This is a genomic window from Paenibacillus sp. FSL H8-0034 (assembly GCF_038000305.1).
In the GTDB taxonomy this organism is placed as follows: Bacteria; Bacillota; Bacilli; order Paenibacillales; family NBRC-103111; genus Paenibacillus_S.
In genome coordinates this window covers 4229267-4245403 of the sequence record NZ_JBBOBS010000001.1, presented here as the reverse complement: position 1 = coordinate 4245403, position 16137 = coordinate 4229267, and the positions used below count along the sequence as shown (strand labels likewise).

The window sequence follows — 16137 nt, the reverse complement described above, 5'->3', positions numbered from 1 at the left end:
GCTTTGCTGCCTTCAGCTTCATCATCCCTTGATGGCACCGATCATGACTCCTTTTACAAAGTATTTCTGAAGGAACGGATACAACACCAGGATAGGTACTGTCGAAACAATGATCATCGCATATTTAATCGTTTCAGAAACGTATTCTTTATCGGCTGCGCCAACTCCTGTTGTCATGCTGTCGCTGCTGTTAATAATTAATATTTCTCGCAGAACCAGCTGCAGCGGGTATAAATCCCGGCTTCTCAGGTAGATCATCGCCTGAAAGAAAGAGTTCCAATGCCCCACTCCATAAAATAAGATCATCACGGCAATAACCGGCATGGAAAGCGGAATAATAATTTTGAATAAAATCGTAAAATCATTGGCTCCGTCTACTCTTGCCGACTCTTCCAGGCTTTCAGGAATAGCCTGAAAGGAGGTTCTCATAATAATCAAATTCATCACACTGATCAGGCTTGGCAATATCAAAGCCCAACGTGTATCATACAAACCTAAGGCATTAACGAGCAGGTAGGAGGGAATCAGTCCGCCACCAAAAAACATCGTAAATACAATGATCATCATAATGGGATTGCTGAACATCACATTTTTTCTGGATAAAGCATAGGCTCCAAGCGAGGTGAAAACAATATTCAAAAGCGTTCCGACCCCGACATAAAACAAAGTATTCGAATATCCGATTGGAACCATGGGATTTTGAAACACAAGCTTGTATGCTTCCCATCCATAACCAGCAGGCCAGAACATGAGGCCGCGCTGCTGGGCAAGTAGAGTGGGATCGCTGAATGAGGCCATCAATACATAATAAAATGGGTATAGCGTTATCAAGCATACGGCGGCAAGCAATATATAATTGATCGTATCTAGCAAAATATCGGATAACGTTTTTTTATTGTACATGCTCGATTACCTCCCTACCATAATTTCGTTTCCGTGAGTGAACGGCTGAGTTTGTTCGCAAACAGCAGAAGCATAAAATTGATTACCGAGTTAAACAATCCGACGGCAGCACTGAAGCTGTAATTGGCTTCAAGCAAGCCCTTTCGGTAGACGAAGGTAGATATCGTATCTGCTGTATCATACATCATTGGATTATATAACAAAATAATTTTATCAGCACCCACACTCATAAAGTGTCCAAGATTCAAAATAAATAATATAATAATGGTTGGTGCAATACCAGGAATCGTGATATGAAAGATCTGCTTGATCCTTCCTGCACCATCCACCTTGGCTGCCTCATACAGTGTTGGATCAATAGAGGTAATGGCTGCCAAATAAATGATGGATCCCCAGCCCACACCTTGCCAAATTCCTGAACCCACAAATATAGTTCGAAACCAATCCGGTCCCATAAAAAACTTAAGGGGACCAATACCCAATGGCTGCAGCAGTTGATTTACAAGACCATCCAAGGAAAAGAAGTCGATTGCCATTCCCGCTACAATTACAACCGATATAAAATGCGGAATATATACCACGGTCTGAACAGCTCTTTTGAAAAATGCCAATCGTACCTCATTGAGCATTAAAGCAAGTACGATTGGTGCCGGAAATCCCAGAACCAGCTCATACAAGCTAATAAGAACCGTATTTTTCAAAACTCGCCAAAAGTAGATACTGTTGAAAAATTGCTGAAAATTGTCCAAGCCAGCCCATTCGCTGCCAAATATGCCTTTGGCTGGCACATAATTTTTAAAAGCAATTTGCGCGCCATACATAGGAGCATAGTGAAACAATGCAAAATAGAGAACTACCGGTAGTACCATCAAATACACATATTTGTTTTGTATTACATCCTTCTTTACTCTTTTCCAATAACTCGATTTTACTTTAATAAAACCACCTTGAACCGGAGACGTTATGGCTCCATTTTTGGTATGAGTCTGCATGATGTCACCCTTTCTTACGAATTACCCTGATTATATAGTGGCTATTCCAACATTGACTACCGTACAATGCTCGAAGTATTGACTGCTTACCACATTTGTAACCAACAATATTTAATCAGACCATCCAATTAACGCCTATTCGGTTTTGCAATGCTTAAGCTTATAAGCTTCACTGGACGCAAAAAAGCAAAGCTCTCACGTACGAAGCTTTGCCAAGTAAACTCTAGTATTCTTGTTTATCGGTTACTCTTTGGACACAACCCTGTATCTTCCGGGCGTAATGCCCTCATGCTTTTTGAAAATTCTCAGAAGACCAATGTCCGTAGAATAACCGAGCTTTTGCGAAATCTCCATAATGGTCAGATCCGTTTCCTTGAGAAGCTTCTTGGCTTCATCCACCCGTATTTTCGCTATATAGTCCGAAAGGGTTTGTCCGGTATGGGTTTTAAAAAATTTGGAAACATACTGAGGAGAAAATCTGAAATGATCCGCTATACTTACCAACCCGAGCATTCCATCATACACATGATCCTGAATATAGGCTAACATCGAATTTTTCAGCTCGTTGTTATGATCACTTCGTTCATTCTTAAGATATTGGCAGAACGCCGCATACATATTCATAATCTCTTCAAACATCTCTCGTATAGTCACACAGAGGGCAAGCCGGGTATCTGGCTCCTCTTCCTCGGGAAATACATCCCGATATTGCAAATTCAGTACCTGCAAGCATTTAAGGAGTGTGCTAACGATGTTATACATTAACCACTTGCCAAACTCGGGGGCTATTGCGCCAGAATTAAAATTCATTGCATAAATTTGCTCCAGCAGCTTCTTCACTTGAACATAGTCAGCGTTTTTCACAAAATTGATTACCTGACCTTCCATTTCAACCGGATAAAAATAAGTCTTTTGCGCATCTATCAAATCACCGAAAAAAAGAATCGAGCGGTGACCTTTGATCGATTTGTAATCGAGCGCTCTTTGGGCTTGCGTATAACAAGAGCCAATCAATGCTGCCTCTGAACCTATATCGCTAACAGCAACGGTAATAAATATGGAGAAGCGTTTATCCAGTATTTCTGTTAAAGCAGCGAGCGCATCCGTGATGTTCTCTTTCCATAGCCGCGGCTCCTGATCATGATTAACGAGCACCCCGATCTGATCTCTTTCAAAATCGACTGAAAAGCTCTGCATCTGTTTATCCGTCAGCATTTCCTGCAAAATATTGCTGATGATAAACCTTACATGAGCCCATTGACGCTCAGAATCATCCTTGATAAAATCGTTGCAGTCATCAACGTCAATTAACAAAACAGCGTAGTGAGTCCACTTGAACTGAATTCCAACGAACTCCAGAGAGGATTCGCTGAAAGAATCCCTATCCACATGTCCGCGAATAAGTCGGTTGACGAAGTTGGATTGGATGACCGGAGCCTGCTTTTGCAGTTGATTTCGTAAAAATTTCTCCTCTGCGAAGGTTTCTTCCAGGGATTGTTTTATCGTGTCCCATTCGTTCCATTTGCTCACCGTACCTGCCGCATTTTTCCTCGTCCTTACGATGTTTATCAGGTTTTGAAGCGGACTGTAATTACGGTTGGCCATAAAATGAGCGATGATAAGACCTATAACCATACATACTGCTGTTGCTGCAATAGCTCCATTCTTGATTTTCTGGATTGGCATAATAAATGCTTGTTTGGGCATAAATGCGACATATTTCCATCCTGTTTGCTTGGATACTTCATAGGAAACCATAAAGCTTTCATTAGCGGTTTTATGCTCAAAGGAACCAGAGGACGATGCAGCCAGCTTGGCGATCAAGCTTTTATCCAAATTAGGCTGCTTCTCGGAGGTCATCAGCAGACGGTCCTGTCCATCGAGGACATAGACCTGAGTGCTGCTCATTTTTTCAAACATTTCTGTACTATCCAATAATTTGGACTGGTCTACCAAAATGAACAAGCTGCCCTTGGGATTGCTGCGTTCTCCTGCAGGCAGGGATTGAACAAAGGTCAGAATTTTTCTATCATTGTTCATTTCTATCGCAGGAAAAAACGTTTGATAATGATAGCCATTCACAAATTCTTCTTTCCAACGAGCAATACTCATATACTTGTAGGATAATTCGGTCTCAAAAAAGGTTTGAGTATCCGTCTTGATCTGGCTTGAAGCTATACTATCTGTTTGATCGATACGAATAAAATAATTATCTACAATCGCACTGACCTGCATATATTTGCGAAGTTCGGCCGTAAGCAGAAAGGATAAAAAATCATTTTGAGGATTGTCGAGCCTGGCCTCATCTAAAATACTTAATATTTTGGGATTGATCGATATTTGCGTTGCAAACTGCTGCACCTCTTTCACCCGATTATCGATGCTTTGGCGAAATTGATTGATGACAACCAGATTCGCTTGATAGGCATTATCATAAATAACAGCCTCCATTTTCCCATACATGAACCCTCCCACAATAATGGGAAGCATTAACATAATGACGTTTGAAATAAACAATCGGTAAAAAACACTCTTGCTCGAAAAAGAATATTTGTTCTGCATGGGTTCACCACCGTAGTCAAGTTTAGGGAAATCAATTTATTGTACCATATATTATTTAAGTTCATCAGCCCAAGGGCTTTCCACCATACGATCAATACAGCGAGTCGAGGATCAAATTCGAATAAATACAACCATCGTATTATGACTACGACCATCATTATTTTGATTATGGTGCTTAAAACCGACACTGATAAGTCGTTGAAAGAAGTTTAGGTCATGCTAATGATTAGAAAAGGACAGCCGAAACTAATTCGGCTGTCCTTTCGACGTTTGAGCTTATTGGTAATATTAATCATTTAGCGATGTTGTGGAAGTATGAGTTGTAATTTGACAAGATGTAAGCTGAGTTTTAGTACCGTTATTGTTTTCTTCCGATAAATGCGAACGATAGCAAACCGCCACCGAACAAAATAACAGCTGTTACGATAAGCGATATATGCATGCCGGCCATAAACGATTTGCTGCCACTCAGAATCGAGCCGAGGATGGCGACCCCCAGCGTCGCGCCTAGCTGGCGGCTTGAATTGAGAGCGCCAGAAATCGCACCGGTCTGTTCCTTCGGGACGGAAGAGATTACGGCCGCCATCAACGAGGGAATCGTAAAGGATGCTCCGAAACCGATCAGCAGCAACCCAATCAGCGTAATAGCATAGGTCGTGTTCACTTCTGTCCACACTTGCAGCAGTGTGCCCACTGCTCCAAGACTAAAGCCGACAGTCATCGGTATCCGCGCTCCGATTCTGGCCACAATTCGACCGGTCAGAATTGGATTGAAGGCCAATGGAATCATCATTGGAAGGAGCGCGAGTCCGGCTATGTGAGCCGATAATCCGCGTATTTGTTGGAAAAACAAGGGCAGTACAAATAGAATCCCCGACAGGCCGATATTAATCGCCATCCCGGCAGCCATTCCGGCCGATACCGTCGCATTCCTAAATAGCCTTAAGGGAAGCAACGGTGTCTTGCCTTTCGCTTCAACAATCAAAAACAGGATGGCTCCCAACAGAGCCAGACTAAATGCCGCCAAAATAATGGGGGAATCCCATCCGTACGTTTCCCCCTCCATCAGTCCAAACGAAACTGCAGCAATGGCTGCAATGGCCGTGATTTGCCCCCCCAAGTCAAAGCTTTGCCACGGCTTACGTTCCGTTTCCCTGACGAACAGGAAAGTCATAATCAAACTAATCCCCGCAAGCGGCACGTTAAGAAGGAAGATGCTGCGCCAACCGAACGAGTCCACCAATAACCCTCCGACAACAGGTCCTGCCGCCATTGCTACACCGGTAACCGCCGCCCAAATACCAAGCGCCCGGGCACGTTCAGCCGATCCAGGATAAGCATGGGCAAGCAGGGCAAGTGAGGCTGGCATTAGAGCTGCACCACCTATGCCGAGTATTGCACGTAAGCCGATAAGCGCACCGAGCGTTGAAACGGCTGCCGATATGGCCGAAGCTGCAAGAAATATCGCCAAACCGCCCGCATAAACGCGTTTGGCCCCAAGCTTGTCAGCAAACACGCCCATTGATAGAAGTAAACCGGCAAATACGATCGTATAGGCGTTGACCACCCATTGAAGGCCGGATATCCCTCCGCCCAACTCGTCACGAATCGCCGGCAGCGCGACGCTCACCACCGTCATATCCAGGAGTACCATAAAGTAACCGAGCGAAAGTCCGAGAAGCAACAGCGCTTTGGCCAGCCTGCCGGTACTGTTGGACTGTAATTGTAATGTTTTTTCCATAGTAATTCCCCTTCCATTGCAATATTTAAGTATTCGCCATTTCGTCTTAAGGAAAGTGTATAATAAATTTTATCCTAGAATAAGATGAGGATTTATCATAGGAGTAATTCTCCGACGATAGGAGTCATATAAGGGGGCAGAGCGAGTTAATGGAACAATCCAACCATACGAGGCTTGATGAGCTGGCGCAGTTTTTGAAGACGCGCCGCGCCCGGATTTCACCCGAGCAAGCGGGTCTGCCTAATGGAGGCCGTCGCCGCACGCCGGGACTTAGACGCGGGGAAGTAGCGCAACTCTCGGGCGTCAGTGTGGACTGGTACACCTGGCTGGAGCAAGCTCGAGATATTCATGTATCCACCCAAGTGCTAGACAGCATTGCACGGGCTCTCCAGCTCGATTCCAATGAACGGAAACATTTATTTATGCTGGCCCTACAGCAACTGCCTGCTGATCTGACACCAGTCGAAAATATCATTAGTCAGACACTTCAAAGCTTCCTCGACCTACAAGGGACGAGTCCGGCCTATGTTACCGATCAGCGACTGAATATTGTTGCATGGAACAGGGCTGCAAGCATAATTTACGGGAACTATGAGAGTATGTCGACACGCGAACGAAATACGGTCTGGCGGACGTTCATTTCGCCGTATGTACGGTTATTGCTTCAGGAAAACTGGGAAACTCATGCCCAGCACCGATTGGCTCAATTTCGAGCCAGCTACGGAAAATTCGCCGGTGATCCTTGGTGGATGGAGCTCATCGAGGAACTGAATCGAGCAAGCCCTGAATTTAGAGCCTGGTGGCCGAAGCACGATGTTCTGAATGGTCCCGAAGGTAAGAAAATCAATCATCACCCAACAGCCGGTCTGCTTGTATTTGATCAGATTTCGTTTCTTGTAACGGATTCTTCCCACCTTACAGTCACGATCAATCTACCATCAAATGATGATACGCTCTCCAAGCTGAGTAAGCTTCTACTAGAGTAATTGTTATTGCGCAATCAGCACTTGTTCGTGTTGATTGCGTAAGTATACGGTTTATACCCGTTAGCACAAAAGGCTGTTTACAAGTATATTTATCTACTTGTAAACAGCCCTTAATGGCTATGCCACTCTTCCCTATAAAGGAGCAATCATCCTCAGCAGTACGTCAACTCTCGGACGCTGGTAGCCCCCAATTTTCTGCACATTAAGCACCATCAGACCGGAGAGAACCGATAGGTAAGACGAAATCATTTCGTCCAAATCGCCATCCACAAGTTCACCGACCTCCTGGCCTTCCCGGAATAAATCCTGTAGTTGCTTGACGTATTTGTCCATGGAGTAACGCTTCATCAACTCCACCACCTTCTCAGGCACTCCATCTGATGTTCTCGCCTGATGGATCAGCAGAAAGTAATCCGTCCCACCTTCATCTAACATGTCTAGCGTTAACGCTCTGATTTTATCGATCGGTGTGCCCGGCAACTCATAAACACTATGTATAGCCTCATCCGAGGCAATCATTGCTCTTTCAACCAGTGTTGTGAAAAGCTCTTCTTTCGACGCAAAGTAATGATAAAGCAGCCCATGACTAATCCCGGCCTCAGCGGCAATCATGCTCATTTTCGTCCCAATAATCCCCCGCCTTGCAAAAACTTTAAGCGCAGCGCCCATAATTTGCTCCCTGCGTTCATCTCGAATCTGATGCTGTTGTTCTTCATTTAACGGAGACACTATATTTTTCACTCCTAACTTGGAATCAATTTAGTCAATGCTTCTTCTAACGGCAGCTCGTATTCCTTCAGCAGGTCTGCAAGTAGTTGCTGTCCTTCCTCCGATGCCTCAAGCACCGACTTGACCATCTGTGGATTAAACAGCTCATGCAACGGTAATGCTAACGAGTTAACGCCCCAGTACAAACCGAATAGTTTGAAATTAAGATTCGCACTCCCCTCTTTCAGGATCAAATTCATATACCTGCTCCCAAAAGCAATTCCCTTGAGCGGTTCTGTGCCAGCCTCATATTCGACGCCATCCCACTGCAAATCCGCCGCACAATTTAACCACCAGGCAGGAGTAATGGCCTCTTCTTGAATCCTGCGGAGCACCTTTTGCTCAAAATGTGGCTCAGGGTTGTTCTGTCGCTCCTGCAACAAGGTGTTCAGCAAATCCACTTCTATGGCAGCAACCGTCATTCCTTGACCAAAAATCGGGTCATAGATACAGAATGCGTCGCCCAACACTAGCAATCCGTCCGGCCATCTTTCCATTTGCTCATAGTGGTGACGGTATAGTTCGGGTACGCGAAAACCCTTCGGCGCGCCGATCGGTTCGAGCTCACACAGGATTTCTGCAATCATGGGGGTAGGAAGCCGAGCGACCTCCTGTTCAAAATCTTCCGCATTCGTTGGTGGATAGTGTCCGCCAGGACGATACAGCAGCATCTCAGCCACTTGATTCTCTATAAAGGAAAATACACCCGTAAACGTTCCCTTAACCGGTTGGCCCATGATGTTGATCACATCCCATTTCTCGGTCAGGTGCTTCAAATGTTCAGGTACGTTATACCGTCGTGTACTGTATCCGATAGCTGCCTTCATCCGATCAGGGCGAGGTACGTCGTATCCAAACTCCTTCAACCATTGCGTCAGTTTGGAGGCGCGGCCACTGGCATCCACAACAAGATCAGCCAAGAACTCGCTTTTCATGCCTGTTTCCCGCCCACGGACTTGGACGCCTGTAACAGCCCTTTGATCCGGAGTTGTATGAAGCCCAATAACATCATGCTCCACTAGCAGCCGTATATTCGGAATCTGCTTGACACGTCCACGAATGACCCACTCCAGTACAGCACGGCTGAACTTGATATCGTTCCGTTGGTAAGGTCCGGCTACCGTTCCATATTGATTCATCATATGAACGGTTTTATTTAGTGAACTTGGTGAACCAAGGGCCACCAGTTCTTCCTCATAGCCAGGAAAAAGCTGCTCCGTAATCATTTTACCACGTTGTGTGAACCTATGGGGATGAAAGCCATGCGGAGCGCCATTCCGATCTGCGGGATGATCCGGAAATTCGTCCTTGTCGATAAGGATTACCTCTTCGTAATATGACGAGAGGACCCTTGCCGTCATTAAACCTGTGATGCTGCCACCGATCACGATGGTCTTGCCTTCTTTTTGTCTATGCTTCATAGGATTCGCTCCTTTATTTTTGATTGATTCATTCAGTCAATAATAGAATAGGCGATTTTTTTCCGTATGTCAATAAGTAATATTCCTATTTTTAACAGGACTAAGTAAAGCATTGTCTCAGATCCAAGGGGATCATTAGTAAGAATCAAGATGGTGAAGTCGGTATCCTTCAAGTTTTTGGAGACAATAAGCTCTTGGCTGCTTTTCAAGTGAAAGATGAGCAAGAGGCTCAAGATATTACAGTACCCCTTGCACAAGTTGAGAAACTTAAGCTCGTGTTTACAATGGAAAAAGGGGGAATCATTTAACTCTCATTGTTATATGTATCTTTTTCAACTCGACGAGGAATCGATTTCACAAAAAGTGCTTTAACAATTTATCTGTAGGGAATGTAATAATCATTTTGACATTTCAGGGGAGCTTTTTCCGTACCGCTTGCTTCTATACAGAAAAAAAGACAACCTCCAAGCCCCCTAAAGAGGTTGAAAAATTGTCTAAAAAGGCACTATTAATCAGATTTCCAATTGTCTGTCCATTTTATTGCTTTCCAAAACGATAGGCTCTGTCGTCATGCCAAATTTGACGTACGGGTCGATCAGCACCGTTAGCTTGCCGCTCTCAAACTTACAGGTCAACGTATCGGAGTACGGGGTTTCCACATATCTCCAGTTCATCACGAACGTATCATCGCTTTGCCACTTTCCGCTGGCCACCATTCGGGACGGTTGACGGGTCGGATTCGTGTCCATTTTCACCCAATGGCCGAGCCCACAACGAACCCGGGTTTGACCCTGTTCGTTCCACAGCGTGATAACGCATTCATCCGCGTTAAAATCAAATGCCGCAGCCTGAATATCCCGCTCATTCACAGGAAATCCAAAGCGGCTGCCCGATACTTGCTCCGCCAAAGGCGACCGGATATCGGAGCTTAGTGGAGAATACGCAATAGCACTGGCTTTATCAGCCAAGGCTGCCTGTGCCTGCTCATCCGCAGGCAGTGGACCGTCCACCATCGACGGCAGCAGATGCTCCCAGACGAGATTGAGGACATTCTGCATGTTTCTCGTACCCGAGGTCATGGCGACTACGGCATTTTGCTCGGGCAGCACTACGCAAAACTGGCCGAATGCCCCATCGCCCCTGTATGCGTCATGCCGACACCGCCAAAATTGATATCCGTAGCCTTGCTGCCAATCGATATTTTGGCTGGTACCCGCGTTGGACACCTGGAAACATGTCGCTTCGTCGATCCAGGCTTCGGGCAATATCTGCTGGCCGTTCCACAGTCCTTTTTGCAAATACAACTGGCCGAACCGGATAATATCCTCGGTTTTTAGGGTCAATCCCCAGCCGCCTGCGCTCATGCCGCGTGGGCAGGTTTCCCAAGTCGTGCCGGATATGCCGAGGGGCTCGAACAGACGCGGCTGCAAGTACTCGTGCACCGTTTGGCCTGTAAGCTTCTGCACAATGGCAGATAGCATGTAGCTGGCGCCGCTGTTGTAGAGGAAATGAGTGCCCGGCTCTCGCTCGACTGGCAGCTCCAGAAACGCCTGCACCCAATCCCCGTCCTTCTGTTCGCGCAGTGAGCCGGTCGTATCCTTCTCATGTCCAGTCGACATGGAAAGCAGGTGCCTTACACGCATTTTGCTCAGGTTGGCATCGTCAATCCGGTTTTTCTCTGGAAAAAAAGAAACAACATAATCATCGGCCGAAAGCAGCCCTTCAGATACGGACAGCCCTACAGCCGTCGAGGTGAAGCTTTTGCTTAAGGAATACATCATATGCTGCAGGTCGGGACCGTAAGGCGACCACCAGGCTTCTGCCGCAACCTTGCCGTGGCGCATCAGCATAAAGCTGTGCAGGCCGTGATCGCCGCTATCCGCCGCCCCCAAAAAGGCGGTCACCGCAGATGATGAAATACCGACTGCTTCAGGATGGCATCGCGGTAAAAGATTCGATTGAGACATGAAAAAACACTCCTTTGGGTTGGGATTACTATTGTAATTCGCAACTCGCAAGGAAATCCCTTCCTTTTCTTCAAATTCCTTTTGCATGTTAGTCGGCTGTGACGATGTCCATTCGAGTAATCGCTTTTTTATCGTTTCTATCCTGTACTAGTCTGAAGGAATCGTTACCAGCTTCATCCCCTTGGACTTAATTCCCTTGATGATGTCAGGCAAAGCAGCAATCGTTGAGGGATGATCGTGCATCACAATAATTCCCCCGGATTGTACCTGGGCCAACACATGCTTGACCACTTCAGCAGAATTAGTTGTGGACCAATCCTGAGGATCCTCATTCCAGAGTATCATTTTCATTGTATACTCTTCTGTAACGAGCTTTGTATCATTATTATACGCCCCATACGGCGGGCGAAAAAGTCTAATAGGCTTGGCAACCAATTTCTGAAGCTTTTTTAACCCAAGTTCGTATTCACTTTTTTGTTCAGTGTACGTCATGTTCGTCATTTTGGGGTGAGAATTAGAATGATAGCCTATTTCATTACCGTCATATACGGCCTCGGTCACTGATTGGGGGTAAGAAGCCGCGTTTTGTCCTAGAAAGAAAAAGGTTACCTTGGCATCATTTTCACGGAGAACTTTTAATAGCTCCTTAGTATACCGTGTAGGTCCATCATCAATTGTGATCGCTATCCCGCCCTTATCAACCGTATAAATTGGTTTCAGAGTGGAGACATTTTGTGGTTTTGATACATCAGGAACATTCGCTTCTTCCTTCGGCTTCCCGACCTCTGGGCTTAACTGGTTGTCAACAATCTTATCAGGGGGGAGAATGGGTATATCTTCCTCTGGCGGAGGTTTAACCTCCAATGTTGGTACTGCTGTTGTAACCCTTTGATCGTTTGCTTGCACTTTAATGTCGGAACTTACACTTGTTGAGTCTGAGAGAGGAGATTGACATCCTGATAGAAGGAGCGGGATCGTTAGACAAACTATCCCTAATCTAGTCGAAAACGTTGCGCTATACAATTTCATTCTCTATCCCACCTGAGTATCTATTTTACTTATGATTGCAATGAATCAAAAACTGAGCTTAGATTCAATGCAATACGTTCCTTGGTCACCGGACTGCAACCAACTGCATTAGCGTGCAGACAGCGAAAATAGCTATGCCGATGCCAAATACGATGCCAAGAGCTTTCAGCTTCGCCACAGATTCCACATGAAAATAACTGACTACGCTTTCCCTGAAATAGTAAGCAAGGACAAGTCCGTTGAGCACGATTTTGACAATCACTTTTGCATAATAGGAAGCTCCCATTCCCTTCACTGTACCGTAGGCTTCAGCAAGACCTGGATAAGAAATCAGCTGGTTCAATCCCCCAAGGATAGTGTAGGCAAAATAAAACAGAGCGAGCCACCATCCCCACTTTTTGCCTTTCCAAGTGCCGATTCCCGCTGCAATACTGATCACGCTGAGAAAATATAACGTAGCAACAAGAAGTGCTTTTAAGAAAGGGGAGAACACCTCGACTCCCGCCATCAGTCCCGGGATAAATAAGTTCACGATAAAACTCACCGCGCCGCCCAACGTGAACAACACAGCAAATATACTAACGCCGGCGGGTCTGTCATAGGATCCTTCCGTAATCTCTTCCGAGCTGTATTGTGTTAATTGAGGATTAAAATTAGACATCGACATACCTTCCCTATTACCTCTTTTTAATATTTCAGCAAAATAACACCAGAAAATTGTAGCACACCAACCGAATTGGTACAATATGGAATTCTAATCACGAATACATCGCCACATTAAACTGACGAATAGCGTAGGGTCAATCCATCCCAAGCCGAAATCCAGATCAGCTCCTGGGTCGAGAAGGTACTCTGCAGAGCACCGCTGTCCTTCGTGGCAAGCGCACCAGAAGGCGACGGTAATCTTGTCCGGAGGTGAAGACTTAGATACCATAGTTCTTATCCAAATGAAAAACCTTCCCATACTCGTCAGGAAGATTCTTTAGCATGCTCTTTTTTCAGTATAATGCCTTGACAAAACCGGTTGCATTTCCATTTTTGAAGCAGATGGTAATGTCATGGTTGAACAGATATCTTTTGACTATTATGCTTATTGTTCGAGAAAAGCTAGCACAGCGGATAGCTCTGCTTGTCCGGATATGACACTATCGATCATTCCGCCGAATGTATCCAGCATCATAATGAACAAATCGGTAATTTCCAATATTTGTTCTTTAGGCACCAAATGGCTGCTCGGCGTACACCACACATATCGGTAATAAAGTTCTTGGTTCCCGCGAATACTGTAATGGCCAATTGCCAAATGGCTGTTGATCGCCAGCAGCAGCTTCTCTAGCTTTTCAAGGCTCTTATTTTCCCAGCTAACTGGAATTTGCGTGTACATTTGCAGGAGCCGAATATGTTCGATACCCTCATGAGCCAAGGAAGGTACGAAGTTGAAGATTAAATAGCGATCTCGCTGCTGGCTGTCCTTGGTTAAAGGAACTAGCAGGGTTCCAATGGATATTGTCTCCGAAGGTTCGATGATATCGGACCCCAGTCCAGCTTCCTTGAAATATTGCTGCAAAAAGCCAAGCTCAGCCAAATCTCTTGCCTGTTTATTCGCATTCACTTTATGTCCCCCTGCTTCTAAGCATATAATTAATATATTCACAACTTATGTACGATTTACTCACGGCTCTTCATGCTTTTGATCAGCAACGCGCGCTGTTTGTCTATATTTCCATTAAGCCTGTACAATTCAAGAGGATTCACACCGCATCCTGAAATAAAATTCTCTACGCGTTTATATTGCTTTTTGATGTCAGCATCGCTTGGCTTATACTCAGGAAGATTAGTAATCATCTCCAGAATGAGATTAGTTTGTTCGACTCTTTTTTGATGCTTGAGTGTGGAGGACTTTCCTTCATTAAACACCATTTTGGTAAGCTTCCATGCCCCAGGCTTGGCAGCACGGTCCCTACCTATCTGCTTGGCTTTGCGCCCTAAGCTCATGGTAATGCCAGCGCCAGCAGCCACTGCTTTGAGGGGCACTCCAACCTGGGATCCGACCCCACTCAAAGTAGCAATATCCCCAGCAATATTGGTCATTTCCAGCCCTATTTGCAAACCTGCTCTTGCCAACCGCTTTTGGTTGATATATTTAATTTCTTTGGCAACCTCGTATTCCTGAATATCTTGTAACTCTATCTTCTCAGGTTCGGTGGCGGCCGTTCCCTTTGCTATTAATTCCTGCTTACGTGTCTGCAGCTTGCCAGAATCTGTTCCAGGATTAAAGGACTTCCAAAGATTCCTGCCAAATAACGTATATTGCTGAGCTCCAACATATTCTTTACTGCTATATTTGTCCTTAAATTCTCGCTTGGCTTTGGTCATTCGATAAGTTGCAATTGATGATTTAATCATCTTGTATACCTTGATTGTGATCATGATGCCACTGATCGCAATTCCCAAGCCCGGAATCGCCTGTGCAAGTCCTGCTGCCCCAACTTTGATGATATCGAGGATCGCCTTGACGGTCTTGACTGCTGACTGGGCAGCTTGAAGGCCATTGCTAAGGACATCCAGACTGGCGGTAACCACCTCATCCGCGCTAATGCCCTCACTGCTAAACGTTTTGCTGAAGATATCATAAATATTTCTGACTAGACTAAACGAGCTCTTGATGGCAGATATCGCTTCACCAACAGAACCCGACCAGTCGCTAACCGCTTCAGCGCCCTTGACAGTGCTTCCAGAAAGCTTGCCGATATTATCTGCAAAGCCTGAGGTACTCTCTACGCCCTTTTGCAAGGATTTGCCTGTATCCATTACAGCTTCCGTAATGTCGAAGCCTTTCTCAGTCTTCGACATGTCGCTATCCCTGGCCGTGTCAATTATTTTCTTCATCGCTACGATTCCGTTAATCCCGGCGAGCAGCGTCTCTCCAGGAGCAGTCGCCATGCCGACCTTGGCACTTTCCAGCTCTAAGCTCTCCTTTGCAGCCTCCTGCCCTTCTACACCATCTAAAGCATCGGCACGCATATCATAAGATTCTTTTACACCGCCTTGACCTGTCCCTAACAGCTCTGTAGTTTGTCCAATATTTTCCAGACCATCATCAATGGCATTACGATCGTCCTCGGGTGCAGGAACATTCTGAGGCGGATTCAGTGCCTGCTGTGCCCTTGTCTCCGCCAGCTTGTCCCTCGCACCTGAAAGTCCTCGAATAGGACCAACCTTGTTAATACGTACAAAACCGTGCTTACCCTCGAATTTCGCCAATTTCCATAAACCTGTTTCATCGGTTACTTCATAAACTTCAAATTCGCCGCGAAAGGAAATTTTAGAACCTATCGGCTTATCTTCGGATACATTAAATTTCTCGTTGTAAGTTGAAGGATCGGTATGCTTTTCATAATCACGCATATGTGCACCCATTAATGACTTCATAGCAACTGCCTTTGAATTAGGCAAAATTGCCGGGAGCTTTGGATCTGCGATAGGTGTAATCGTCGAACTGGATGTATTGCGTTGGATCATCTGATTTGCCAGCATTCTGCCGACAGCCCGATTTCCTATAGAGCGCTGCAATTGATTAATGCCTGTAGCAGAATTTATACTAAAAACACCTAACGAGGCTTGAGATGATGGGATACCTTGGTTCCCCTGCTGTGTATGGGAGCCTCCTGGGGTTCTGCGTCTAGTAAGGGGTCTTGATCCATCTTGCATTCAAATAACTCCTTTACACTATTATAGCTATTATTCTATAGGAAGTAAGTGGTAATC

Annotated in this window: 12 protein-coding genes; 1 reads left to right on the top strand and 11 read right to left on the bottom strand. The window is 45.4% G+C overall.

Annotation, left to right across the window (positions count from 1 at the left end):
* Nucleotides 1-21: 21 nt before the first annotated feature.
* From NST47_RS19185 to NST47_RS19170, 4 genes are all read right to left on the bottom strand, one after another.
* Complete coding sequence (locus NST47_RS19185; protein WP_341156541.1) at nucleotides 22-903, bottom strand: carbohydrate ABC transporter permease; 882 nt, start codon at nucleotides 901-903, stop codon at nucleotides 22-24.
* Between the two features lie 14 nt (nucleotides 904-917).
* Complete coding sequence (locus tag NST47_RS19180) at nucleotides 918-1895, bottom strand: ABC transporter permease (protein WP_445667388.1); 978 nt, start codon at nucleotides 1893-1895, stop codon at nucleotides 918-920.
* A gap of 243 nt (nucleotides 1896-2138) precedes the next feature.
* Nucleotides 2139-4358: a helix-turn-helix domain-containing protein gene (locus NST47_RS19175; protein ID WP_341156540.1), complete on the bottom strand. Its 2220-nt coding sequence runs from the start codon at nucleotides 4356-4358 to the stop codon at nucleotides 2139-2141.
* A 457-nt stretch (nucleotides 4359-4815) separates the two neighbouring features.
* Nucleotides 4816-6198: an MFS transporter gene (locus tag NST47_RS19170; protein WP_341156539.1), complete on the bottom strand. Its 1383-nt coding sequence runs from the start codon at nucleotides 6196-6198 to the stop codon at nucleotides 4816-4818.
* Nucleotides 6199-6347: 149 nt separating this feature from the next.
* Here NST47_RS19170 and NST47_RS19165 point away from each other — a divergent pair, with 149 nt between their 5' ends.
* Nucleotides 6348-7184 (top strand): helix-turn-helix transcriptional regulator, encoded by an 837-nt coding sequence (locus NST47_RS19165; protein ID WP_341156538.1) that lies wholly within the window; start codon nucleotides 6348-6350, stop codon nucleotides 7182-7184.
* Between the two features lie 132 nt (nucleotides 7185-7316).
* Here the strand turns inward: NST47_RS19165 and NST47_RS19160 are convergent, their stop codons facing one another.
* From NST47_RS19160 to NST47_RS19130, 7 genes are all read right to left on the bottom strand, one after another.
* Nucleotides 7317-7913 (bottom strand): TetR/AcrR family transcriptional regulator, encoded by a 597-nt coding sequence (locus NST47_RS19160; protein ID WP_341156537.1) that lies wholly within the window; start codon nucleotides 7911-7913, stop codon nucleotides 7317-7319.
* A gap of 14 nt (nucleotides 7914-7927) precedes the next feature.
* A complete protein-coding gene (locus tag NST47_RS19155; RefSeq protein WP_341156536.1) occupies nucleotides 7928-9373 on the bottom strand; it encodes an FAD-dependent oxidoreductase in 1446 nt (481 codons plus the stop codon).
* A gap of 512 nt (nucleotides 9374-9885) precedes the next feature.
* Nucleotides 9886-11340: a serine hydrolase domain-containing protein gene (locus NST47_RS19150; RefSeq protein ID WP_341156535.1), complete on the bottom strand. Its 1455-nt coding sequence runs from the start codon at nucleotides 11338-11340 to the stop codon at nucleotides 9886-9888.
* A gap of 147 nt (nucleotides 11341-11487) precedes the next feature.
* The gene (locus NST47_RS19145; protein ID WP_341156534.1) at nucleotides 11488-12369 is read right to left on the bottom strand and encodes a polysaccharide deacetylase family protein; all 882 of its coding nucleotides are present in this window, start codon (nucleotides 12367-12369) and stop codon (nucleotides 11488-11490) included.
* Nucleotides 12370-12454: 85 nt separating this feature from the next.
* Nucleotides 12455-13030, bottom strand: coding sequence for a hypothetical protein (locus tag NST47_RS19140; RefSeq protein ID WP_341156533.1), 576 nt, complete (start codon nucleotides 13028-13030; stop codon nucleotides 12455-12457).
* Nucleotides 13031-13459: 429 nt separating this feature from the next.
* Nucleotides 13460-13981, bottom strand: a complete 522-nt coding sequence (locus tag NST47_RS19135; protein ID WP_341156532.1) for a hypothetical protein — start codon at nucleotides 13979-13981, stop codon at nucleotides 13460-13462.
* A 56-nt stretch (nucleotides 13982-14037) separates the two neighbouring features.
* On the bottom strand, nucleotides 14038-16080 hold the full coding sequence (locus NST47_RS19130; RefSeq protein ID WP_341156531.1) for a hypothetical protein: 2043 nt from the start codon (nucleotides 16078-16080) through the stop codon (nucleotides 14038-14040).
* Nucleotides 16081-16137: the final 57 nt, after the last annotated feature.

Bases quoted from the DNA above. Each gene is read 5' to 3' on its own strand.
- NST47_RS19130 (WP_341156531.1), bottom strand. From the start codon at position 16,080: ATGCAAGATGGATCAAGACCCCTTACTAGACGCAGAACCCCAGGAGGC.
- NST47_RS19175 (WP_341156540.1), bottom strand. From the start codon at position 4,358: ATGTATGGGAAAATGGAGGCTGTTATTTATGATAATGCCTATCAAGCG.
- NST47_RS19185 (WP_341156541.1), bottom strand. From the start codon at position 903: ATGTACAATAAAAAAACGTTATCCGATATTTTGCTAGATACGATCAAT.
- NST47_RS19165 (WP_341156538.1), top strand. From the start codon at position 6,348: ATGGAACAATCCAACCATACGAGGCTTGATGAGCTGGCGCAGTTTTTG.
- NST47_RS19150 (WP_341156535.1), bottom strand. From the start codon at position 11,340: ATGTCTCAATCGAATCTTTTACCGCGATGCCATCCTGAAGCAGTCGGT.
- NST47_RS19170 (WP_341156539.1), bottom strand. From the start codon at position 6,198: ATGGAAAAAACATTACAATTACAGTCCAACAGTACCGGCAGGCTGGCC.
- NST47_RS19155 (WP_341156536.1), bottom strand. From the start codon at position 9,373: ATGAAGCATAGACAAAAAGAAGGCAAGACCATCGTGATCGGTGGCAGC.
- NST47_RS19140 (WP_341156533.1), bottom strand. From the start codon at position 13,030: ATGTCTAATTTTAATCCTCAATTAACACAATACAGCTCGGAAGAGATT.
- NST47_RS19145 (WP_341156534.1), bottom strand. From the start codon at position 12,369: ATGAAATTGTATAGCGCAACGTTTTCGACTAGATTAGGGATAGTTTGT.
- NST47_RS19180 (WP_445667388.1), bottom strand. From the start codon at position 1,895: ATGCAGACTCATACCAAAAATGGAGCCATAACGTCTCCGGTTCAAGGT.